The sequence below is a fragment of the Komagataeibacter xylinus genome (assembly GCF_009834365.1).
Taxonomy (GTDB): domain Bacteria; phylum Pseudomonadota; class Alphaproteobacteria; order Acetobacterales; family Acetobacteraceae; genus Komagataeibacter; species Komagataeibacter xylinus_D.
On record NZ_CP041348.1, the window covers coordinates 163,090 to 184,878 of the forward strand.

18 protein-coding genes, 4 pseudogenes and 1 other annotated feature are annotated in these 21,789 nt (G+C 58.9%); of the genes and pseudogenes, 8 read left to right on the forward strand and 14 right to left on the reverse strand.

The window, feature by feature from the left end:
• Positions 1–162: 162 nt before the first annotated feature.
• From FMA36_RS00840 to FMA36_RS00865, 6 genes and pseudogenes are all read right to left on the reverse strand, one after another.
• Entirely contained in the window at positions 163–1,440 is a 1,278-nt protein-coding gene (locus tag FMA36_RS00840; protein WP_159260208.1) for a type II restriction endonuclease, read from the reverse strand.
• Between the two features lie 495 nt (positions 1,441–1,935).
• A complete protein-coding gene (locus FMA36_RS00845) occupies positions 1,936–2,697 on the reverse strand; it encodes an SDR family NAD(P)-dependent oxidoreductase (protein ID WP_206065151.1) in 762 nt (253 codons plus the stop codon).
• A gap of 102 nt (positions 2,698–2,799) precedes the next feature.
• On the reverse strand, positions 2,800–3,699 hold the full coding sequence (locus FMA36_RS00850; protein ID WP_159260212.1) for a LysR family transcriptional regulator: 900 nt from the start codon (positions 3,697–3,699) through the stop codon (positions 2,800–2,802).
• Between the two features lie 294 nt (positions 3,700–3,993).
• A pseudogene (locus tag FMA36_RS00855) lies at positions 3,994–4,779 on the reverse strand (MFS transporter); the annotation flags it as partial.
• Between the two features lie 9 nt (positions 4,780–4,788).
• A protein-coding gene (locus FMA36_RS00860; protein ID WP_159260215.1) for an IS630 family transposase occupies positions 4,789–5,737 on the reverse strand; the annotation gives its coding sequence in 2 pieces (ribosomal slippage) (positions 4,789–5,373 and positions 5,375–5,737; 948 coding nt in all).
• An 89-nt stretch (positions 5,738–5,826) separates the two neighbouring features.
• Positions 5,827–6,261: pseudogene (locus FMA36_RS00865) on the reverse strand (MFS transporter); the annotation flags it as partial.
• Between the two features lie 107 nt (positions 6,262–6,368).
• Here FMA36_RS00865 and FMA36_RS00870 point away from each other — a divergent pair.
• Positions 6,369–6,998: a TetR/AcrR family transcriptional regulator gene (locus FMA36_RS00870; RefSeq protein ID WP_159260217.1), complete on the forward strand. Its 630-nt coding sequence runs from the start codon at positions 6,369–6,371 to the stop codon at positions 6,996–6,998.
• Between the two features lie 237 nt (positions 6,999–7,235).
• Here the strand turns inward: FMA36_RS00870 and istB are convergent, their stop codons facing one another.
• The 5 genes and pseudogenes from istB to FMA36_RS00895 form a co-directional block, all read right to left on the reverse strand.
• On the reverse strand, positions 7,236–8,033 hold the full coding sequence (gene istB / locus FMA36_RS00875; protein ID WP_159260219.1) for an IS21-like element helper ATPase IstB: 798 nt from the start codon (positions 8,031–8,033) through the stop codon (positions 7,236–7,238).
• A pseudogene (locus FMA36_RS00880) lies at positions 8,023–8,916 on the reverse strand (Mu transposase domain-containing protein); the annotation flags it as partial. The pseudogene FMA36_RS00880 and the gene istB, both read right to left, overlap by 11 nt.
• Before the next feature lie 34 nt (positions 8,917–8,950).
• Positions 8,951–10,185, reverse strand: a protein-coding gene (locus FMA36_RS00885) for an IS3 family transposase (protein ID WP_159260221.1) whose coding sequence is annotated in 2 segments (ribosomal slippage) — positions 8,951–9,891 and positions 9,891–10,185 — 1,236 coding nt in all. Because the reading frame shifts where the segments join, the coding sequence is not laid out codon by codon here.
• Positions 9,782–9,898, reverse strand: a sequence feature (AL1L pseudoknot). It overlaps the preceding gene by 117 nt.
• A 50-nt stretch (positions 10,186–10,235) precedes the next feature.
• A pseudogene (locus tag FMA36_RS00890) lies at positions 10,236–10,751 on the reverse strand (DUF7986 domain-containing protein); the annotation flags it as partial.
• Positions 10,752–11,216: 465 nt separating this feature from the next.
• On the reverse strand, positions 11,217–12,200 hold the full coding sequence (locus FMA36_RS00895; RefSeq protein WP_003618909.1) for an aldo/keto reductase: 984 nt from the start codon (positions 12,198–12,200) through the stop codon (positions 11,217–11,219).
• A 113-nt stretch (positions 12,201–12,313) separates the two neighbouring features.
• Here FMA36_RS00895 and FMA36_RS00900 point away from each other — a divergent pair, with 113 nt between their 5' ends.
• Positions 12,314–13,207 carry a LysR family transcriptional regulator gene (locus tag FMA36_RS00900; RefSeq protein WP_003618907.1) on the forward strand — a complete coding sequence of 298 codons (894 nt, stop codon included), beginning with the start codon at positions 12,314–12,316 and terminating at the stop codon, positions 13,205–13,207.
• A 280-nt stretch (positions 13,208–13,487) separates the two neighbouring features.
• Here FMA36_RS00900 and FMA36_RS00905 read toward each other — a convergent pair whose 3' ends face one another.
• Complete coding sequence (locus FMA36_RS00905; RefSeq protein WP_003618905.1) at positions 13,488–14,378, reverse strand: alpha/beta fold hydrolase; 891 nt, start codon at positions 14,376–14,378, stop codon at positions 13,488–13,490.
• 183 nt (positions 14,379–14,561) lie between these two features.
• Positions 14,562–15,512: a LysR family transcriptional regulator gene (locus tag FMA36_RS00910; RefSeq protein WP_003618904.1), complete on the reverse strand. Its 951-nt coding sequence runs from the start codon at positions 15,510–15,512 to the stop codon at positions 14,562–14,564.
• 92 nt (positions 15,513–15,604) lie between these two features.
• Between FMA36_RS00910 and FMA36_RS00915 the strand changes: the two genes are divergently transcribed.
• Entirely contained in the window at positions 15,605–16,567 is a 963-nt protein-coding gene (locus tag FMA36_RS00915) for an NAD(P)H-binding protein (protein WP_003618902.1), read from the forward strand.
• 62 nt (positions 16,568–16,629) lie between these two features.
• On the opposite strand, the gene FMA36_RS00920 is transcribed toward FMA36_RS00915, so the two are convergent.
• On the reverse strand, positions 16,630–17,844 hold the full coding sequence (locus tag FMA36_RS00920; protein ID WP_003618900.1) for an MFS transporter: 1,215 nt from the start codon (positions 17,842–17,844) through the stop codon (positions 16,630–16,632).
• 108 nt (positions 17,845–17,952) lie between these two features.
• On the opposite strand from FMA36_RS00920, the gene FMA36_RS00925 reads away from it, so the two are divergent.
• The 5 genes from FMA36_RS00925 to FMA36_RS00945 all read left to right on the forward strand — a co-directional run bounded on the left by FMA36_RS00925 (position 17,953) and on the right by FMA36_RS00945 (position 21,642).
• Positions 17,953–18,609, forward strand: a complete 657-nt coding sequence (locus FMA36_RS00925) for a TetR/AcrR family transcriptional regulator (RefSeq protein ID WP_003618898.1) — start codon at positions 17,953–17,955, stop codon at positions 18,607–18,609.
• A 137-nt stretch (positions 18,610–18,746) separates the two neighbouring features.
• A complete protein-coding gene (locus tag FMA36_RS00930; RefSeq protein ID WP_003618896.1) occupies positions 18,747–19,508 on the forward strand; it encodes an SDR family NAD(P)-dependent oxidoreductase in 762 nt (253 codons plus the stop codon).
• 31 nt (positions 19,509–19,539) lie between these two features.
• A complete protein-coding gene (locus FMA36_RS00935) occupies positions 19,540–19,974 on the forward strand; it encodes an SRPBCC family protein (RefSeq protein WP_003618893.1) in 435 nt (144 codons plus the stop codon).
• Positions 19,975–19,988: 14 nt separating this feature from the next.
• Positions 19,989–20,702, forward strand: a complete 714-nt coding sequence (bdcA, locus tag FMA36_RS00940; RefSeq protein WP_003618890.1) for an SDR family oxidoreductase — start codon at positions 19,989–19,991, stop codon at positions 20,700–20,702.
• Positions 20,703–20,751: 49 nt separating this feature from the next.
• Entirely contained in the window at positions 20,752–21,642 is an 891-nt protein-coding gene (locus FMA36_RS00945) for an aldo/keto reductase (protein ID WP_003618888.1), read from the forward strand.
• Positions 21,643–21,789 lie beyond the last annotated feature (147 nt).

Consider the following 21,789-nt stretch of genomic DNA (forward strand, 5'->3'; position numbering starts at 1 on the left):
AATTCTGCGTTGATGTACACACGCAACGTCAATTTCTGCACGACAAAATCCGAATAAATTACAACAACAAATTGACGGATCCTCAGCAGAGTAGAGAGCTGCCTTGCTAATCAACCTCTCGACAGCTAACCTTCCGCTTTCCTCGCATTCCAGCCAGCACCATCATGCTGGCGTAAGGAGATGGGAGATAGCCTGGATAGGCTTCAGTCCGTGACCAAAGCGCCTGATTGCCTCACGATCCTTCTCAAGCGCCCCATAAGGCAGATACCGGACTTTCAGATCGGCAATCCTGCTGAATGCCGGCCGTCGTAATTGCTCCCGCACATCAGCTTCCCGCTTGTCCGGAGCGACAAGGAATAGTCCTTCCAGAGCCTGCGCCTCTGACCCAAAAGCAAGGTCCAGCATCCGCACGATGCCGGAATAGATGGTCGTTGAATGCTCGACCTCGAATGCTGCAACAATCCCGTGGCTGTCCCGGTCCAGCCATAGGACATCAATCAGGCGAACGGATTCCGCTCCCTGCGTTTCTGTCGTAAACCCCGGCAATACCGACAGGCAGCCATCCCCCAGCTTGCCGTCCTGCCATGGACGACTGCGATCGTTGGCGGCAATCCAGACATCGTAACCCAGAGAATGCCCCAGATCGCGCAGCCAGCCCTGAATTTCGGTATGGGTATGATCCGTTTCCCGCTCCGCTGCCAGTATCCGGGCCTCTTTTGCGCTCTGCTCCCTCACCTGATGAAGATCGGCTTCCCAGAGTTTTCGTGCTGTTTCATCATCCTCAAGAGGCGGCGCTGAATAGCGTCCGCTTCCGAGATCAAACAGCAGTCCTCCAATGGCGCCCAGATCATTGGAAAGCAGCGAACGATAAGTCGCATTCAGCTTCAAGATGCCCTGCCGCATGGCAAGATATTCTTCCCATCGCCCCAGCTTCACCTTTGATCCGGTCAAGGCGTTGTAGCCGTTTACGATTGCCGTATTGAAGGGCGGCATGATCGTGGGGTGCAGGAAATACAGCAGATTGGCGACGGCTGGTCCCAGCCCTTTTATCTTCCGGGCATCAATTGCATGAACGGCCGAGACCACATGCTCTTCGGTATTGCAGCACAGACAGGTATCGAGAAGCTGCCCGAATGCTTTCTGGTTGGCAGGATTTTCATAGATATCGGGAATGCGTAGCTTCGGCTTCCACAGGAATGCATGATCCGCCCCCTTGAATATCTGGCGCTGCTCAGCAATCGAATGAACAACCGTTTCCAAGGATGAGCCACGATAGGCGACCCCGAATGTGCCAGCGGTAATCTCCGCAACGACCTGCTGCAGCCCACGGCGGATAGACCGAAAGTTCTTGATACGCTCGTCCCATAGAAACCAGCTCTGATAGGTCCCTGCCGGATCGTCCCTCCAGCGAAGGATAAGGTCTCGAATAAGGTCCGTCATCAATCCAGAAGCTAAAATTACATTCGCTTCTGAGCCTGATTGTAACAGCGTCTCACGTCAATGCAGATAATCGCAAGTGGTTGCGAGGTAGGATACCCCCGATTTGAACCTGCCTCCCCTAAATACCTGAAATTAAATACTTTATCAGAAAATACCCTCGGTTTACGCATAGCAAAACCCCGCTAAGCCGTTGACTTAGCGGGGTTTCAGACGCTTATGCTTGGTTGCGGGGGCAGGATTGGTTCTCAACTTGCGGCAACCGCAAGTTGAGAACGAAGCGGGTCTAATAGGCTGTTTTAATGAACTTTTTTTCGGCACACGCATGACCTCTTACTGAAATAAATGCCCCCTACCCTCATAAAGCGTAAAGCTTATGCATCCAGAACGATGTCCGCTTCCGCCTCCATCCCCGTCATCCGCTCGGTCATAGCCCGTTCCGCAAAGCAGACATGGCCATGACGAGCAGGGAGAGAGTGGAAAGCGGAAATGATCTGATCAGGCGGGAAGAACTACGCTTTTCCCACCATCGACCATTGTGATTGACCCGACCATGAAGCTGGCCTCGTCAGATGCGAGAAAGGCTATCACCCTGGCGATCTCCTCTGGTTGAGCCGCGCGTCCGATGGGGGCGTGTTTGCCATAGTCTGCAAGGGCTGATCGGCCGTCTACATGAATATGGTTGAGAATATTGGTCACAGTATCTCCCGCGCCCACGGCATTCACCCGGATCCCATGGCCGATTGCTTCCACTGCAAGGGTTCGGGTGAACTGTGCGAGAGCCCCTTTTGATGCGGCATAAGCTGCGATCGATGGAAATGTCTGAAAGCAGGCATAGGAGCCGACATTGACGATAGCTCCGCTACCGTTCGGGATCATCGCACGCATCGCCTCACGCGAGTGCAGGAATACGCCCCGGATATTGACGGCGAAGATGCGATCCCAGTCCTCAAGAGTCATGTCCACCACCAGTTTGTTGATGATGATGCCCGCATTATTTACGAGAATATCCAGCTGACCGAACTGTTCCACCGCTGTTGTCACAGCTAGTCGGGCAGCGCCTTCTTCTGTCACGTCCCCGACGAGTGGGAATATGCCAGGCCGGGCAAGGGCGCTGACACAGGGATCGCAGTCCTCCGCAATAACCGATGCCCCACGCGCATGAAGTAGTTCCACAGTTGCGCGACCGATCCCGCTTGCAGCGCCGGTGACAATCGCGACTTTGCCTGCAAAATTTCCTGATGTGTTTTCCGGATCCATACAAACCTCCTGTGATGTCGAGGACATTATCTGGAGTGACCGGGCCATAAGTTTAATACCGGATATTCGGGATGGGTTATACGGCTGGGCAGGTACAATCTGTCACGGCTTCTTTGCACCGCGCACGGCGGCAATAAAGGTCTTCACCGCAGTCGACCGATGACGGTGCGGGGGATAGTAAAGCGCAAAGCCAGGAAAAGCGGCGGAATACTCCGTCAGCAGGGGAACAAGATGGCCGGCCTCAATGAGCGGCTGGACCTCGCTCTCAACCCATAATGCAATGCCCGCACCAGCAACGGCGGCATCAAGTGCGGCCCGCTGATCATTGAAGGTCAGCGGGCCGGATACGGCTACGGAGAACCAGACGCCGTTTTCGCAGAATTCCCAGTTGTACAAGGCAGCGTGCCCCGGCCAGCGAAAGCCGATGCAGAGATGATCGCGGAGTTCACGCGGATGGAGTGGCACCCCGTGCTGATCGAGGTAGGACGGGGCGGCAACGGTAATCTGCCGCAAACCGGGCTGAAGCGGAAACGCAATAGCATCCTGATCCAGCATCTCTCCAAGCCGTATGCCTACGTCGAACCGTTCGTGTACGATGTCCACGCCAGCATCATCGATCTGCACCTCTACGCTGATCCGGGGGAAACGTCGGACAAAGTCAGGCAAAAGCGATTTTAGAAAGAGTTCATAACCAAGACGTTGGGCGTGAACTCTCACCGGACCAGCGATTTCGCCGCCCATTGCACCGGCCTCGCTTAAAGCGGCTCCGATTTCTTCGAACGCCACGCTGAACCGCGCAGCCAGACGTTCTCCTGCGGGCGTGGGGCTGACACTGCGTGTCGTTCGGTTCAGGAGCTGGGCGCCAACAAAGTTTTCCAGTCGGCGGATCGTTTCACTGAGCGCTGAACGCGACACGCAAAGTTCTCTCGCAGCGGCGACAAAACTGCCGCGATCGATAATACAGCACAGTGCGCGGAGATCAGAATAATAGCGGTCAGACATACCCTTCTTTAGCACAAATCGACCAGTTTATGGGGCTAAGGGCGATTGATCGTCCCAGCCCAGATGGGAGTGTAGCGGGTTGACGGGATACTCACCCATGTCGAACATAAAGTGCCTATTCTCATATTCCTGAAAGCGGACATTCTCGGGTGCCCCCAATTCACGATCAGATAAGATCCCGTCAACCATTTGGGTGAGGAGTAAAAATCCTCTGACACAAACCATCATTGGCAGAAATTGGGTTATCCTTACCGAAACCGCGCGGTAACTCCACAATTCGTCCCCATCGAATTCTTAGTTCCCGTCCCCATGTCCGAGCCGGTGCCCAGATCGAAATCCGTGGGACCGGGCCTGCCATGCGATCAGGAATCCAGCAGCAGCAAGTCCCGTTACAGCCCAGGGCAATGATGCTGCACCCCATATGTCGAGCAGCGCGCCGCCCAAAAGGCCCCCGCCGGCTATGGCACTGTTCCACGCCACGACATTCATTGACAACGCGACGTCCACGCCATCGCCGGCCGCATCCGCCAGTGCGGTCTGGAGCAACGTCGCAGCGCCTCCAAAGGTCAGACCCCATATCGTGACACCGATCATGATCACCGCAGGCGACGCTGATCCGATGGCGAAAGCCACTGCCACGACCGCGAATATGGCCAGACTGAGCAGGACGGACAGGCGCAGGGCGTGATCGACCGTGCGGCTGGTCAGCCAGATGCCAAACAGGGCGGCGACCCCGAACAGCAGCAGGATGCGATCTGCCTGTCCCGCCAGTCCGGCAGGTGTGACGAACGGCACGATATAGGTGTAGAGCACGTTGTGCGCGAGCATCCAGGCCATCACCACGCCCAGAACAGACCGCACCCCCGGCATGCCCAGAACATGCCGGAATGGCAGGCGCTCGTGATGTGCAGCCCCCGGAAAGTCAGGAACCTTCGCCAGCACCCATGCGATCAGCAGCACGGTCAGGCCCGACATGATCCAGAAGGCCAGACGCCAGCCGACGGCAGCGCCCAGCCATGTCCCGGCGGGCACCCCCAGCGACAGTGCAATCGGTGTGCCGACCATGGCAATCGCTAGAGCATTCTGTGATTAGATTGATGCGTATCCTGAGTTCTTGAGATAATTGGCGCATTCCCGTGGAGAGAAGCATTTGATGAGTTCGCCGATGCGTTTCCATGTTGTCTCAACGGATCTCTCTGCGGCTTTTCGCAGCAAAGTCTTGAGTTTGGCGAAGGCCTGTTCGATCGGATTGAGATCGGGACTGTAGGGCGGCAGGAAGATCATCCTCGCCCCGACAGCCCGAATGGCCTTGCGAACCGCATCGCCCTTGTGACTGCCGAGATTGTCGAGCACGACGATATCGCCCGGCTTGAGTGTTGGAACCAGAAACTGCTCGACATAGGCCAAAAAACTGCGCCCGTTGATCGGTCCGTCGAGAACGCAGGGTGCGGTGATCCGGTCATGACGCAAGGCAGCCAGAAAGGTCAGTGTCTTCCAGTGGCCATGAGGGACTCTGGCTCTCAGTCTCTCACCTTTGCGGCAACGGCCGTGCGTGCGCGTCATGTTGGTCTTGGCCCAGGTTTCGTCGATAAAGACCAGATGCGTGGGATCTATATCGGCCTGATAGCGCTTCCAGAATTTACGCTTGCGCGCGACGTCAGGCCGATCCTGCTCGCAGGGCAGCACGCTTTTTTTTGAAGCTGATCCCTTCGGATTGGAAAAAGCGCGAGAGCATGCCTGTGTCGGCCTGAACGCCACGCTCCTCGCGCAGTCGGATCGACAGCGCCGCAAGGGTGATATCAGGTTCGGCATCAATGATGGCCAGCAGCCAGGCCCGTTCAGGTCTGGTTTTCGAGGGACGATGCCCGCCCGTGCCGGCGCAGCACCGATCTCCGATGCGTCTTGCGCGCTGCACCCATTTGATCGCTGAAGAATCACTCACGCCGAAACGCCGCGCCGCTGCCCGGCAACTCATGCCGTCTTTCTCCACCGCATCAATCACGCGGTCTCGTAAATCCTGCGAGTAAGCTTTTGGCATGAAGGCTGGCCTCCTTCACCAGTCTTCATCTTGAATCACATCAGACGCCCTTTTGGAATCCTATGATTCAATCTATTCGCAGCGTGCTCTAGGGCACGGCCCTGCTGGGCGCGCGTCACCATCCGGCGTGCGTAACCAGCCAGCAACGCCCAGGCGAGACCCGCCGCCGCACCCGCTCCGTACCGGGCCACGAGGGTCGCGCCATAATGCGCCGAAAACGCGGTGATGGAATTGAATACCACGAAACCTATGATCGCCAGCAGCAGAACCTTTCTGCGCCGCCATCGCTGCGTGGCGAGTGTCAGCGGAATCGCCGCACTCAGTGAGCCTATGGCATAAGCCGTCACCATCTGCCCTGCCAGCGCAGGGGAAATATGCAGACCCACACCAATCTCGGGCAACAGACCGGCTGGCAGGGTTTCGGTCATGATGCAGATAAAGCCGGTCATTGCCAGTGCGAGCAGACCAGCAACAGGCAGACGTTCATTGGAATTTTGCGACGGTAATGTTGTCTTCGGGGTCATGCGCCACTCATATACGGATCGATTGATACACATATATGGGAGTAGCAAAATCTTGGCAATTATTTCTGGATCACTTAATATGGAAGTCTTTCGGAAGGAGCGATAGCATGGCGCGGACTGGGCGGCCCCGTGAGTTTGGCCGCGACAGAGCGATTGACGCCGCCACGGCGCTTTTCTGGGCGCAGGGCTATGAGCCGACCTCCCTGACCCAGCTCAAGTCCTGCATGGGTAATATCTCGCCCGCGAGCTTCTATGCCGCGTTCGGCTCGAAGGAAGCCCTGTTCCGCGAAGTTGTGCAACGTTATCTGGAGACCTACGGACAGGTGATGGCGCCCTTATGGGACGAGAGCCTGTCCCCGCGTGAGGCCATTGAACGGACGTTGCGCGGTTCGGCACGCATGCAGGCAACCCGTACACACCCGGCCGGGTGTCTGCTCGTCTGCGGCGCCAGTAACTGCTCACCTGAAAACGAACCCGTCCAGGCGCTCCTCGCGGCGGAACGACAGCGCACGCGTAAGGGCATCAGAGCCTGCGTGGAACGCGTCATCGCCAATGGCGAATTAAAAGCGTCCCCGGCGACAAAGGTCCTGCCCAATATTCTCACGACTTTTTTCCACGGCATGACATGTGAGACCAGGGACGGGGTGACCTCCAACACTCTGGATGCGGCCGTCACGTCTCTCCTGACATTGTGGGATATCAACGCGGTGAAGCGGGGGAAGAGCAAAGTGTCCTAAAAAACGCCGACGATCTGACTGCGGCGAGACGATTTGGATCCTATAGGAGTATTCCATATCAGTCGGTCTACAAATTGTTGACCGTGCTTCGCGTTCCTATTATGGATCGATTGGTATGGAAATTGTGCCTTCGAAACACGATGCCACGCCTCTTCAGGGAATCCGATCATGAGCACATTGTTGATTTTCATTGAGAACTGACCCGGGTTTTTCATCAGGAATTGACCCAGCCAGGTGCTATTTCAGGCATAGTCGGACGGGCGGTCGAGAAGAGGATCTGTCCTTTCTGTTTTTTGACGCGGCGGTGCTGGCGCGGAACCTGTAGCTGTCATTTCCTGTCTCGAGGATATGACAGTGATGGGTCAGCCGATCGAGGAGCGCCGTTGTCATCTTCGGGTCACCAAAGACGTCTCCCCATTCACTGAAGCTCAGATTGGTTGTGATGATGACACTGGTGCGCTCGTAGAGGCGGCTGAGCAGATGGAACAGCAGGGCGCCCCCTGACGCGCTGAAGGGAAGATAACCGAGTTCATCAAGGATCACCAGATCCAGGCGGAGCAGCCTGTCGGCAATCTGCCCGGCCCGGCTGGCGGTTTTTTCCTGTTCGAGCGCATTGACCAGGTCGACCGTTGACCAGAAGCGCGCCTTCTTCCTGTGATGGGTGATTGCCTGGATGGCCAGCGCGGTCGCCAGGTGGGTTTTCCCGGTTCCCGGACCGCCGATCAGCACGACATTTTCAGCACGCTCGATGAAGTCCCCGCCATGGAGTTGGCGGACCATGGGTTCGTTGACCTGCGTATCGGCAAAGGAGAACCCGGACAGGTCCTTATAGGCGGGGAACCGGGCGGTCTTTGTTTGGTAGGCGATGGAGCGTACTTCGCGTTCGGCCTTCAGGAGTTGTGAGAGGATGGGGATGGCCGCCTCGAAGGCGGGTGCGCCCTGCTCGATGAGGTCAGCCGCGGCCTGGGACATGCCATACATCCGCAATCCACGGAGCATGACGACAAGTGAAGCGGCGGCAGGATCATGACGCATGGCGGCTGTCCCTTCGCAGAATGTCATATCGCCCTGTATCGGCGCACGGTTCGTGTTCGAGCACCAGGGCCTGTGGGGCATCAAGCCGGGGAACCACGGTTCTCCTGGCATCGATCAGGCGATGAAGCGTATTGAGAACATGGGTCTTGGTGTCGCCACGCCGTCTTCAAGTGCCAGTTCAACCGCGCAGAGGACAGCCTGCTCATCATGCTGCAGCACAAGGGCCAGGATTTCAGCCATTTCCCGGTCGCCTCCAGGTCGCCTGAGCAGTTGATCCTGCAGGGTCCGGAAGGCGGCTGGCAATTCGGTAAACGGCGCGCCATTGCGTAGGGCGCCCGGTTTGCGCTGTATGACCGCCAGATAATGCCGCCAGTCATACACCGTGCGGCCTGGCACGCCATGCGAACGCGTGATGATCCGGTCATGCACGCACAAAACCTGCCCTTCGGCGATAATGCGCAGCCTGTCGGGATAAACCCGCAGGCTGACCGGACGATTGGCAGAGGAGGCCGGCACGCTATAACGGTTGCCTTCGAACTGGATCAGACAGGTTGGTGAGACGCGCTTGGTCTGTTCGACAAACCCGTCAAAGGGACGCCCCGGCACCATGAGGTGAGGACGCTCGCTGGCATGGACCTCGGCGATGCTCCGGGTCAGTTCGATATGCTGCAGCCGTTCCCAGCAGTCCAGGTAGCGAGCGGGCTTCCAGCCAGGCATTCAGCGCCCCCAGATCAGGAAAGGCAGGCAGATCCTGCCAGATATGGCGCCGGGCATCCTGCACGGTCTTCTCGATCTGCCCTTTCTCCCATCCCGCTGCCGGATTGCAGAAGGTCGCCTCGAACAGATAATGGCTGGCCAGGGCCATGAAGCGCAGATTGAACTGCCCCGGGTTTACCGGAGAGCGATTTGTTCAGCGCTCAGGCTGCGATATCAAGTCTGCTCTGATCTGCATAGAAGGCGCGTTCGGCTTCGGCGGGAGGCCTGTAGCCAATTGGTGCCAATAGGCGTCGATTATTATACCAGTCCACCCATCTGAGTGTTTCCCATTCGACCTGCACCATGGATTTCCATGGCCCCAGATGATGGATAACTTCGGCCTTGTATAAACCGTTGATCGTCTCCGCCAGTGCATTATCGTAACTGTCACCGACCGTGCCGACCGAGGCATCGATGTCAGCCAGCGCCAGGCGTTCGGTATATCGGATCGACAGATATTGTGATCCACGGTCCGAATGATGGATCAGCACCTTATTTCCTGCAGGCTTTCGTTGCCAGATGGCCTGTTCAAGGGCATCGAGCACGAACTGGGTGGTCATGGAGGTCGAGACCTTCCAGCCCACGATCCTGCGGGCGAATACATCAATGACAAACGCCACATAGACCATGCCATTCCGGGTCTGGACATAGGTGAAGTCCGAGACCCGGAGCTGGTTGGGAACCTCGGCCCGGAACTGCCGGTTGACCCTGTCATCGGGACAGGGACGCGCCGTATCCGGACGGGTCGTGATGACCTTCCTGCCCCGGATCACCCCCTTCAGGCCCATCTGCCGCATCAGGCGCTCGACAGTGCAGCGCGCGACCTTCCGTCCTTCGCGCTGCAGGCTGTGCAAGACTTTGCGCGCACCATAAACATTACGGTTGTCGTGCCAGATCCGACGGATATGCGCCATCAGATCCCTATCACATTGTGCTCGTATGCTGGCTCTGGCCGGATCTCTCGCTATGGCCGCCTGATGATAAAACGTGGAAGGGGCAATCGGCAGAACGCGACAGATTGGCTCGACCCCATAATCGGTACGACAGGCTTCAATAAACGCGATCATTTGCGAAACGGGCGGTCGAGCTCCGCCTGCGCAAAATAAGCCGAAGCTTTCTTGAGGATCTCATTGGCCTGACGCAGTTCACGAACCTCACGCTCCAATGCCTTGATCCGTGCCGTCCCGGCTGTGGTCGGTCCCGGTTGTGCACCAACATCTCGCCGCGCCTGCTTCCACCAGTCGTGCAGGCTGTCTCCCGAACAGCCAAGCTTGCCACCAATCTCCCGACAGGCTGCCGAAATGCTCGGGTAATCCGATCGATGTTCGTCCAGAAGGCGCACGGCGCGCTCACGGAACTCAGGCGAATAACGCGATGTTTTCTTCTTCTCTACCATAGGGTTCATCCTCCGAGAGTTTTACTCTCCGGTAAACCCGGGGCAGTTCACTCACAGGCGCCCCGTGAACAGGCGAGCAGTCCACCTGCCAGAATGGTCTTTCCATTGGACGGTACAAGGCGCGCTGCAATCCGGTCCCACTGTCTGAGTGTCCGGGTGGCGGTGCCTTCATGCACGAGAACAGGCTCGCCACCCCGCAGCAGGTCACGCGCCGTGAAGCTCTGGCCGGGTCTGATGTCCGAGACTTCATACAGGCTCATGACCGAAGCCCTGAGCGCACGCATATAGGCGCTGTTGCGCGGCCCTTCCTTCCAGCCCCGGCGTTTCAGATAGACGTCAACGATGTTCCGACCATCGTCCCGGTCCTGCCCGAGAAAATCCTCGAAGGCACAGCCCCACAGTGTCATGGCGACGTCGGGGCCGATCATCTCCGCCAGATCCTCGAACGTGATGTCGCCCGCTTCCAGCGCCGGACCGATGTGATCGCCGAGCACTTCCGCGAAACAGTCCTGCCAGTCATCCTGACCGAGATATCTGATCAGTCCCGTGAGTTCGTCTGCGGCCATGAGGCTTTCCTGCTACTCCAGTTATGGACAGCAGAGGGGAGACTGTCCTGACTCGACAGGGCAGGATCATACCCTGAAACAGGCGACGGGATGCCCCTCCCCACTTTCACGCATTTGTGACCTTCGACAAAAATGCGCCGGATTACCTTTCCGTCTGTTTCCTATGTGTTTCCTGCGGTGGTTTTTGAACACAAAAAAAGCCACCCTTAAGGGTGGCTTTTCTCTTGTCTTTTCAGACACTTATATATGGTTGCGGGGAACCGCACACTACGATCACGGCGAAATGTGGCGAATGGTCATTCGCAAGCGTCGTTGGTTGCGGGGGAAGGCAGCCAACGATACTTGCGATTGGTGGATCGCGAGATACCCCGTCTTGCCGCGTGAGACAGAGATTATGCCAAAGTGTAAGCACAGAAGTAACCTCCGGCGAGGCCGTCCATCCCCGCTCGACGCAGGAACGGCCCTTCAACGCTCGACGAGGGCCTCCATTGCGGCGGGGTAACGCTCGCCCCGGAGGGTAATGGAGGAGAGACGCTTCTCGATCGTCCGAAGATCTTGCCCGGAGAGCCGGACATTCACTGCGCCTAGATCGTCTTCGAGATGAGCCAGCTTCCGTGCGCCGGGGATCGGCACAATCCAGGGCCTGCGCGCCAGCAGCCAGGCGAGCGCGATCTGCGCCGGTGTCGTGCCCTTGTTCCACGCGATCTCTCTGACCAGATCGACGATCGCCTGATTGGCCCTCCGGTTCTCCGTATCGAAGCGCGACGTCGCGTTGCGGAAATCGCCTGTCGGGAAGGTGGTCTTTTCGTTGATCGTGCCAGTCAGGAAGCCCTTGCCGAGCGGGCTGAAGGGCACGAAGCCGATGCCCAGTTCCTCCAGCAGCGGAATGATTTCCGTCTCGGGTTCGCGCCAGAACAGCGAATACTCGCTTTGCAGTGCCGCCAGAGGCTGCACCGCATGCGCCTTGCGGATCGACTCGCCCCCCGCTTCGGACATGCCGAAATGCCGCACCTTGCCAGCCGCGATCAGGTCCTTCACCGTCCCCGCCACGTCCTCCACGGGCACATCGGGATCGACGCGATGCTGATAAAGCAGGTCGATGGTGTCGGTGCGAAGGCGCTTCAGCGACCCTTCCACCGCGCGGCGGATGGTCTCGGGGCGGCTGTCTGGCCCGTCCGCGATCACGCCGTTGCGGAAGCCGAATTTTGTGGCGATCACGACCTGATCGCGGATCGGCTGCAACGCCTCGCCGACGACGTCCTCGTTTGTGAAGGGACCATAGACCTCCGCCGTGTCGAAGAACGTGACGCCGCGATCATGCGCCGCACGGATGAGCCTGATCGCCTCGCCGCGATCTGTCACCGTTCCGTAGCTGTGGCTGAGGCCCATGCAGCCGAAACCGATTGCGGAAACCTCAAGGCCACTCTTGCCAAGTACACGCTTTTCCATCGCTTATTCTCGCTTCCGGGATGTCGCCTACAAATTCCTCCCCCACTCTAACCGCTGCCCTTTATGGCGACTATGGCGTAAGATCGGCATGAACCTGTGAGCATGACGCATCAATGTTGCGAGAGAACACGAACGACCTTCTGGCCTTCATGGCGGTCGCCCGCGAACGGAGCTTCACGCGCGCGGCCGCGAAACTGGGCGTTTCGCGATCGGCTCTGAGCCACACGATCCGTAACCTCGAAGAGCGTCTGGGCCTGCGGCTGCTGGCGCGCACAACCCGCAGCGTCGGCCTAACCGAAGCCGGTGCGCGTCTGCTGGACACCATCGCGCCACGCTTCGACGAGATCGAGGCGGAACTGGTTGCCATGAGCAGCCTCAGAACCAGACCGGCCGGCACCATCCGCATCACGGCGACCGAGCACCCTACCTACACCGTCCTCTGGCCTCGGGTGTCGGAACTGCTGCGGCAATACCCGGACATAAAGATCGAGATCGTCGTGGATTACGGCTTGCGGGATATCGTCGCCGAGCGCTTCGACGCCGGCGTGCGCGTGGGCGAGAGCATCGCCAGGGACATGATCGTCGTGCCGATCAGCCCCGCTCTGCGCTCCGCCGTCGTGTGCAGCCCGGCCTATGTCGCGCGGCACGGCGTGCCCGCGACGCCGCAGGACTTGACGACACACGCCTGCATCAACATGCGCCTGCCCACCCACGACACGATTTTCGAGTGGGAGTTCGAGAAGCAGGGCCGGTCCCTGAACATGCGTGTCGATGGCCCGGCGGTGGTCAACACGCTCGCACTGCGCCTCAACGCCGCACTCGACGGCGTGGGCCTTGCCTACATGCCGGAGGATTACGCCATGCCCCATATCGAGGCGGGCCGACTCGTCCGCATTCTGGAGGACTGGTGCGATCCTTACCCCGGCTATCACCTGTTTTACCCGAGCCGCCGGCAGATGACACCGGCTTTCGCCCTGCTGGTCGAGGCGCTGCGGTATCGGGCGTAAGTCGCCAGCATCCGGCAACCACGCCCTACGTAATCCTGCAGTCCCAACTCTGATCGCTGATGTCAGGCAGACAGCATAGGTCGTGAGCGATCACGGTCGGTGCCCACGTGGCGGCCACGGACGTGGCCGGGGAACCGAAGACCTGGAAAGCATAGGGATGACACTCCCGCCGCGACAATACTGTCGCGAAGTGAAGACCGATTATCGGGAGAACGAAAGAAAGCGAGCATCTTGATCTTCTTCTTCCAGAACATATCTTCGGCTAGAAAAAGGTATCTGTTCAGAGAAACTCGCCAATGCTCCTCAACAATTCTTCCGGCGCTTCTTCCTGGGGGCTGTGACCACAGTCAATAGCGTGTCCCCGCACATCCGTGGCTTTTTCGCGCCACGTTTCCACGACGTCATAAAGTGCGCCGATGGTCCCTCGTGCGCCCCACAGCGCAAGGAGTGGCGCTTCGACCCGACGGTCGGCATCTTCCGCGTCGTGAACGAGATCGATGCCTGCCGCTGCACGATAGTCCTCACACGCGGCATGCCGCATCCGGGCATTGGCATAGCAGCGACGGTATTCCGCCATCACCCGAGGATCGACGGCGCCTGCAATTTTGACCTGTCCCGCTATATGCGTTTCCAGAAAGAAATCCGGATCGGCACTGATCAGCCTTTCCGGCAACGGATAGGGCTGGATCAGAAAGAACCACCAGAAATAGCGCCGCGCAAACTCCATGTCGGTCCGGGCGTACATTGTCGCTGTCGGCGCAATGTCGATCAGCACCAGCTTTTCCACCGCCTGCGGCGCATCGAGCGCCAGGCGATGAGCCACGCGTCCACCGCGGTCATGCCCGACAAGCCGGAAGCGCTCAAAACCAAGCGCTTTCATGACGCCAATCTGATCCGCAGCCATGGCGCGCTTGGAATAATTGATGTGTTCAGGGCCGCCGTCGGGCTTTGCGCTGTCACCATAGCCTCGGAGATCAGTCGCCACGACGGTAAAACGCTCCGCCAGTACCGGCGCGACCTTATGCCAGGTCAGATGCATCTGCGGATGGCCGTGAAGAAGGAGAAGCGGAGGTCCTTCCCCGCCTATGGCGGTACGGATACGAACTCCGTTCACATCGGTATCCTGCCACGTAAAGCCGGGCAGCAATTCCGGAAATGCCCTGACGACCATGACCCCACCTGATTTTTTTTCGACGACCGCACCAACAAGTGTGACACTACAGGACTATCTCTTCGTCTTCGGGTCAAAACCTGTTTATTTACTATCTTTCGCCACTCTCGATATTCCCGCTCCTGTCACGCGGTATTCCCGTCTCCAAATTTCCGGGATGGATTATTGCAGGCGCGCTTCTGCTCAACCGGCGCCATCCGCGGCGTCTCGCCCACCGACGCCAACAGCCGCCTGCATCACCAGCCCGGACGCGCAATACCGTCCCAGAGCCGCCACAAGATGCCCAAACACCGCATCAATCCGGCGGCTGTGACGCAGATCTTCATGCGCGACAACCCAGGCCTCGAGTTCGGCGACAACCAAGCCCGGCAGCACGCGCACCAGATCCCGTTCGCCAATTGGCAATTGCGTGACACCGATCCCCAATCCCGCGCGTACCATGGCAAGCTGGGCCGGATGACTGTCGGTGCGGAGCGCGAAATACAGCTTCTCTCCCAGCGTCTTTTGCAATTCCCGTGTAAAATCTTGATCCATCCGGGATCGGTCCGAGCCGATCAGCGTGTGCCGGGCCAGATCCGTCGCACCTTCCGGCACCCCATGCCGCTCCAGATAAGAGGCGGTCGCGAAAAACCCGAGCGGGATACATCCTGCCCGTTTCGCCACCAGCGCCCCATGGCGCGGACGACGCATCCGGATCGCGATATCCGCTTCCTGCCCCGGCAGATCTGCGTTCTCGTTGCTCAGGACCAGTTCGACGGCGAGGCCCGGATGGCGCTCCCGCAGCGGGGCCAACAGACGCGGCATGACCTCGATGCCGACGAATTCGGCGACGCTGATACGCACCGTACCCGCGATCTCACCCCCGGACGCGGACGCAGCGCGATAGAAAGCCTCTGACGCGAAGGCCATACGCCGGACATGGACCGCCAGTTCCCGGGCGTCATCCGTCGGAACCAGCCCATTCACCGTGCGCGAGAAGAGTGGCTGACCGATCGCGCGCTCCAGCGCCTCGATCCGGTGACGCACGGTCGGCTGGGTCAGGCCGAGGCTGCGCGCCGCCGCCGACAGGCTTCCCGTATCGAGAACCGCGAGGAAGGCCCGTTGTCCGTCCCAGTCCGGAGAAAGAATGCTCATCGTTTTTCAATGAGCAGCATGCCGATCTTTGTCAATTTCCTTCGCGACCGCCTCCGTTCACTCTTCCGGTGGAAACGCAGGGAGATCGCAGCGTGACGAAAGCAATCCTCGTTCTGGGGGCAACCGGCGGCATTGGCGGCGCGGTCACACGGGTCATGCTGCGTCGCGGCTGGCAGGTGCGGGCAATGGTGCGTGACCCGGCCCGGGCTCAAGGGGGCTGGGGTGACGATGTGATGCCCCACTGGGTGCAGGGCGATGCCATGCTCCGGGACGATGTGGTGAGGGCCGCGACCGGGGTCGACGTAATCCTGCACGGCGTCAATCCGGCAGGCTACCGCAATTGGGAAACAACAGTGCTGCCGATGATCGACAACACGATCGCCGCCGCCAGGGCTACCAGCGGAGCGCGCATTGTGCTTCCGGGAACGATCTACAATTATGACGCCGCCACAGCGCCGGTGATCGGCGAAACGACACCGCAAAATCCGCCAGGCCGCAAAGGCAAGATCCGCAAGGCCCTCGAATGTCGCCTCACCGACGCCGCCCCGGAGGTTCCGAGCCTGATCGTGCGGGCGGGCGACTATTTCGGCCCTGACGCACAGCAGAGCTGGTTCGCTCAGGCGTTGGCGAAGGCGCCGCTGAAGCAGATCACCTATCCCGGCCGCACTGGTATCGGTCACGCTTGGGCTTACCTGCCTGATCTGGCCGAAGCAATTGCGCAACTGCTCGAACTACGACCCGGTGCCATGGCAACCGTCGAACGCATGCAGTTCAGCGGGTTCTGGGACGCAGACGGCACACACATGATCGCTGCGCTCCGCCGCATGACGGGCACGCCGGATCTCTCAGTCCGGCACTTCCCATGGTGGTTGATGCGCCTTCTTTCTCCATTCGGTGGTTTTCCGCACGAAGTGATCGAGGTTAAGCCCTACTGGCATTATCCGGTCCGGCTCGACAACAGTCGCCTCGTCCAGTTGCTGGGATCAGAACCTCATACCGACATCAATCAGGCTGTCAGAAACGCCGCGAACTGTCCCGGAGTCTCAACGTCCTAATATTTGGCATATGCATTTTGGCTCGCGGGAGCAGAGCTGTCTGCAACTTTAGTTAACCTGCATCATGACTGCCCCCCCTGCTTGAGTCGGTGGCCAGATCGAAATCCATGCGATCGCGCTGTCCATGCGATCAGGAAACCGACGGCGACGAGCACCATCACGGCCCATGGGAACGACGCCGCGCCCCATGTATCGAACAACACACCACCCAGAAGGCCACCTCCGGCTATGGCACTGTTCCACGCCACGACATTCATCGACAGCGCGACGTCCGCGCCAGCGCCGGCCGCATCGGCCAGCGCGGTCTGGAGCAAGGTTGCGGCCCCGCCGAATGTCAGCCCCCATATCGTGACACCAATCACGATCACAGTCGGCGACGCTGATTCAATGGCGAAAGCCACTGACACGACTGCGAATAGGGCCAGACTGAGCAGAACGGACAAGCGTAAAGCATGATCGACCGTGCGGCTGGTCAGCAAGATGCCCGCCAGCGCGGCAATCCCGAACAGCAGCAGAATGCGATCCGCCTGCCCTACTAGTCCGGCGGGTGCGATGAACGGCACAATGTAGGTGTAGAGCACGTTGTGCGCGAGCATCCACGCCATCACGACCCCCAGAACGGGCTTCACACCCGGCATGCCCAGAACATGCCGGAATGGCAGACGCTCGTGATGTGCAGCGCCCGGAAAATCAGGAACCTTTGCCAAAACCCACGCAATCAAAAGCACTGTCAGACCCGACATGATCCAGAACGTCAGGCGCCAGCCGACAACAGCCCCCAGCCATGTGCCTGAGGGAACCCCCAGAGAAAGCGCGATTGGTGTGCCTACCATAGCAATCGCAAGAGCTTGCCCCTGCTGAGCGCGCGTTACCATCCTGCGCGCGTAGCCGGCCAGCAACGCCCAGGCGAGACCCGCCGCCGCACCCGCTCCGTAGCGGGCCATGAGAGTCGCGCCATAATGCGTCGAAAACGCGGTGATGGAATTGAACACCACGAAGCCGATGATCGCCAGCAGGAGAACCCTCCTGCGCCGCCATCGCTGCGTGGCGAGCGTCAGCGGGATCGCCGCACTCAGAGAACCGACGGCATAGGCCGTCACCATCTGCCCAGCGAATGCCGGGGAAACATGCAGACCAGCACCGATCTCGGGCAAAAGACCCGCCGGCAAAGTTTCTGTCATAATGCAGATGAAGCCGGTCATGGCCAGCGCGAGCAGACCGGAAACAGGCAAGCACTCGTCGGTTTTTTTCGCGGACGGTACGATGGTCGGTGTCATGAGCCACTCAATATATGGAACGAATGATACACATATATGCGGACCGTAAAATCTTGGCAATAATTTCTGGATCGATTAATATGAAAGTCTTTTCAAAGGAGCACTAGCATGGCGCGGACTGGCCGTCCCCGTGAGTTTGACCGCGACAAGGCGATCGACGCCGCCACGGCGCTTTTCTGGGCGCAGGGTTATGAACCGACGTCCCTGACCCAGCTCAAGGCCAGCATGGGCCATATCTCGCCCGCGAGTTTCTATGCCGCGTTCGGTTCCAAGGAAGCCCTGTTCCGGGAAGTCGTGCAGCATTATCTGGCAACGTATGGTCAGGTCATGGCCCCCTTATGGGATGAAAGCCTGCCGCCACGTGAGGCCATCGAACGGACGTTACGCGGCTCAGCGCGCATGCAGGCGGCCCGTACGCATCCGACCGGCTGTCTGGTCGTGTCCGGCGCCAGCAACTGCTCACCCGAGAACGAACCTGTCCAAGCCCTTCTCGCCGCAGAACGACAGCGTACGCGGGCAGGTATTAAGGCCTGCGTGGAGCGCGCCATAGCCAGAAATGAATTGAAGGCCTCCCCGTCAACAGATGTCCTGCCCGATATTCTCGCTACTTTTTTTCATGGCATGACATGCGAAGCGCGGGATGGAATGACTGTTGACACTCTGGATGCTGCCATCACATCCCTCCTTACGTTGTGGGATATCAACACTGTCAAACCTCTCAAAAATCGACAAAAAAACACCGAAAACACGGGGGTCAGACTGTAGCCTTCCACAAAAACCCCCAACTTTCATATCGTCCGGTCCACAATTCCTTGACGTCGCTTCATGTCCATATTATGGATCGGGTGATACGGAAGTTGGGTTTCCGAATAGGACGCCATCTTTCCGCGAGGAGTCCGTTTATGAACACACCCAAAATCGCCCTTATCACGGGTGCCAATCGCGGCATCGGCTACAGTATCGCGAAGCATCTGACGGATGCTGGCATTAATGTCGTCGGCACTTATCATGCCAATGAAGATGAGGCGAAAGCTGCCGAAATCGCCCTCAGCCATGAAAAAGTGAAGTTGCGTATGCTGCAACTGGACATCGCGAACCATACGTCGTTCACGGATTTTGCTCAGCGGGTGAAAGCCCTTCTCGCAAACGAGTTCGGGCTGCAGGGACTAAATTATGTTGTCCAGAACGCCGGCAACATCATTCACACACGCTTCGATGCCGCTACCTCCGAACAACTCGATAATCAGTACAACATCCACTTCAAGGGCCCTTACCTGCTGACAGTGGCGCTCCTGCCACTGCTTCGCGATGGCGGCCGCATTCTCAACATCACCTCTGCCGCGACCCGCTTTTATCTGACGGATCATGGCCCCTATTCGGCCATGAAGGCCGCAACCGAGGTCATTTCGCTCTACATGGCGAAAGAGCTGGGGGAGCGCGGGATTACCGTCAATGCCGTCGCCCCTGGGGCGGTCGCATCGGATTTCGGCGGGGGGCTGGTCCGTGACGATGCCACGGTAAATAAAAGCCTTGCAGACATCACTCCGCTGGGACGTGTCGGGCAACCCGATGATATCGGAGCCGCTGTCCGTGCCCTTCTGTCTGATGATATGCGCTGGGTGAATGGTCAGCGTATCGAAGTGACGGGAGGGCAGTCGCTATGATGGCCGGACAGACACGAACAGGAGCCGCATTATGATCCATGTGATGGCCAGCAGCGTTCTTCCTGCCTCCGTTTCGTCCGTCTGGGGGCTAATCCGTGATTTCGGCGCCCTAGGCAAGTGGTTGCCGGGGGTGAAAACCTGCGTGATCGAGGGCGATGAGCCCGGTGACCGTGTCGGCGCGGTCCGCCGCCTTGAAATGGGCGATGTCGGCGTGATCCGTGAACAGCTTCTCGCATTATCCGACGTAGATCATACTGTGATGTTCTCGATTATCGAGTCCGCCCTGCCGATCAGTAACTATCGGTCAACGATCAGCCTTCTTCCCATAACGGATGGTGACCGAACGTTCATTCAGTGGCGGGGACAGTTCGAAGCGCCCCTCGAACATGCCGCCAGTATGGAGGCCAGAATGCCGACAGGTATCTATCAGCCAGCATTCGACAGGCTGGCAGAAATCTTGGCGTAGCAGGAAATGCCGTCATGAACAATTTTGAGGGAAAATCCGTCCTCGTGCTTGGCGGCAGCCGCGGGATTGGGGCCGCCATCGTGCGCCGTTTCGCTTCGAAGGGAGCGAAGGTTCTTTTCACATATTGGTCTTCCCCGGACGATGCCGAAGTTTTGGCGGCTGAGACCGGAAGCAAGGCCCTCCGCGCCGACAGTGGCGACCGGGACACTCTCATCGCGCTGATCGCTTCGCTCAGTCCTCTCGACGTGCTGGTCGTCAACTCTGGAATTCTTGGCGCGGGCGATCCGCTGGAGATCCCCCCGGATGACATCGACCGGCTGTTTCGTATCAACATCCATGCGCCTTACCATGCCGCCATTGCTGCTGCCCGGACCATGCCCGCCGGGGGCCGCATCATCTTGATCGGGTCCGCCAATGCAGACCGTATGCCGATGACTGGCCTTGCAGCCTACAGCGCCAGCAAGGCCGCACTGAAAGGCATGGTCAAAGGACTGGCTCGTGATTTCGGAGCGCGCGGCATCACCGTCAATGTCGTCCAGCCCGGCCCCACTGATACAGACATGAACCCTGCCGATGGACCGCTGAAAGACGTGATGCACGACTTCATGGCGATCAAACGCCATGCCACGGGCGCGGAGATTGCGGGGCTGGTCGCGTATCTTGCCGGACCAGAGGCCGGCATCATCACGGGCGCCGCATACAACATCGATGGTGGCTTCGCGGCCTGACGAAATGACTGATCCCTTAACCACTCGCTGGAAATAAGGACCGAGGACCATGACCGATACAGCTTCCAACGCTGCCAGCTCCGGCACCTTCACGATCGGCGGCGATCTCGCCGTTCATCGGCTCGGTTTCGGTGCCATGCGCATCACGGGCAAAGGCATATGGGGACCGCCCACCGATCACGACGAGGCCATCCGCACGCTGAAGCGCCTTCCCGAACTCGGCGTCAACTTCATCGACACGTCGGACGCCTACGGGCCGGATGTTTCAGAATGGCTGATTAAAGAGGCGCTTCACCCATATCCCAAAGGTCTCGTGATCGCCACGAAGGGCGGGCTTACCCGGTCGGGGCCAGATATCTGGAAGCCGGTCGGACGACCGGAATATCTTCTCCAGCAGGTGCATAAAAGTCTGCGGAATCTCGGCGTCGAGCAGATCGATCTGTGGCAGTTGCACCGGATCGATCCCAAAGTCCCGGCGGATGAGCAGTTCGAGGCGGTCCGGTCCTTCATCGATCAGGGACTGATCCGCCACGCGGGACTGAGCGAGGTCTCCGTAGAAGAGATCAAAGCGGCATCGAAGTTCTTTGACGTGGCGACCGTCCAGAACCGCTATAATCTCGTGGATCGCAGCAGCGAAGACGTGCTCGACTACTGCACGCCGCAAAACATCGGATTCATCCCGTGGTTCCCGCTCGCGGCCGGCGACCTCGCCAAGCCGGGATCGATTTTAGACACCATGGCAGGCAAATACGGCGCTCACCCGAGCCAGATCGCTCTGGCCTGGGTCCTAAAGCGCAGTCCAGTGATGCTGCCAATCCCCGGGACCTCGAAGGTCGCGCATCTTGAGCAGAATATCGCCACTGCAGACATCACCCTGTCTGAGGAAGATTTCGCGGTGTTGGACGCGGAGGGACGCAAGGCGCTTCAAGCGGCATCTTGACCTCAATGTCGCACATCACCCGACGTATCAATTCATAAGAGAAGCCTTAAATCCATGGCCGGACGATATCTACACAATCCACGTGGAACACATGTCGGACAAGCACGGATGGAACAAATAGGAACCGAGGCAGAAAGGGACCATAAC

What these genes read in the sequence shown, in the direction of transcription:
- FMA36_RS00840 (WP_159260208.1), bottom strand. Translation starts at nt 1,440, where the DNA reads ATGACGGACCTTATTCGAGACCTTATCCTTCGCTGGAGGGACGATCCG.
- FMA36_RS00845 (WP_206065151.1), bottom strand. Translation starts at nt 2,697, where the DNA reads ATGGATCCGGAAAACACATCAGGAAATTTTGCAGGCAAAGTCGCGATT.
- FMA36_RS00850 (WP_159260212.1), bottom strand. Translation starts at nt 3,699, where the DNA reads ATGTCTGACCGCTATTATTCTGATCTCCGCGCACTGTGCTGTATTATC.
- FMA36_RS00870 (WP_159260217.1), top strand. Translation starts at nt 6,369, where the DNA reads ATGGCGCGGACTGGGCGGCCCCGTGAGTTTGGCCGCGACAGAGCGATT.
- istB (WP_159260219.1), bottom strand. Translation starts at nt 8,033, where the DNA reads ATGCGTCATGATCCTGCCGCCGCTTCACTTGTCGTCATGCTCCGTGGA.
- FMA36_RS00895 (WP_003618909.1), bottom strand. Translation starts at nt 12,200, where the DNA reads ATGGAAAAGCGTGTACTTGGCAAGAGTGGCCTTGAGGTTTCCGCAATC.
- FMA36_RS00900 (WP_003618907.1), top strand. Translation starts at nt 12,314, where the DNA reads ATGTTGCGAGAGAACACGAACGACCTTCTGGCCTTCATGGCGGTCGCC.
- FMA36_RS00905 (WP_003618905.1), bottom strand. Translation starts at nt 14,378, where the DNA reads ATGGTCGTCAGGGCATTTCCGGAATTGCTGCCCGGCTTTACGTGGCAG.
- FMA36_RS00910 (WP_003618904.1), bottom strand. Translation starts at nt 15,512, where the DNA reads ATGAGCATTCTTTCTCCGGACTGGGACGGACAACGGGCCTTCCTCGCG.
- FMA36_RS00920 (WP_003618900.1), bottom strand. Translation starts at nt 17,844, where the DNA reads ATGACACCGACCATCGTACCGTCCGCGAAAAAAACCGACGAGTGCTTG.
- FMA36_RS00925 (WP_003618898.1), top strand. Translation starts at nt 17,953, where the DNA reads ATGGCGCGGACTGGCCGTCCCCGTGAGTTTGACCGCGACAAGGCGATC.
- FMA36_RS00930 (WP_003618896.1), top strand. Translation starts at nt 18,747, where the DNA reads ATGAACACACCCAAAATCGCCCTTATCACGGGTGCCAATCGCGGCATC.
- FMA36_RS00935 (WP_003618893.1), top strand. Translation starts at nt 19,540, where the DNA reads ATGATCCATGTGATGGCCAGCAGCGTTCTTCCTGCCTCCGTTTCGTCC.
- bdcA (WP_003618890.1), top strand. Translation starts at nt 19,989, where the DNA reads ATGAACAATTTTGAGGGAAAATCCGTCCTCGTGCTTGGCGGCAGCCGC.
- FMA36_RS00945 (WP_003618888.1), top strand. Translation starts at nt 20,752, where the DNA reads ATGACCGATACAGCTTCCAACGCTGCCAGCTCCGGCACCTTCACGATC.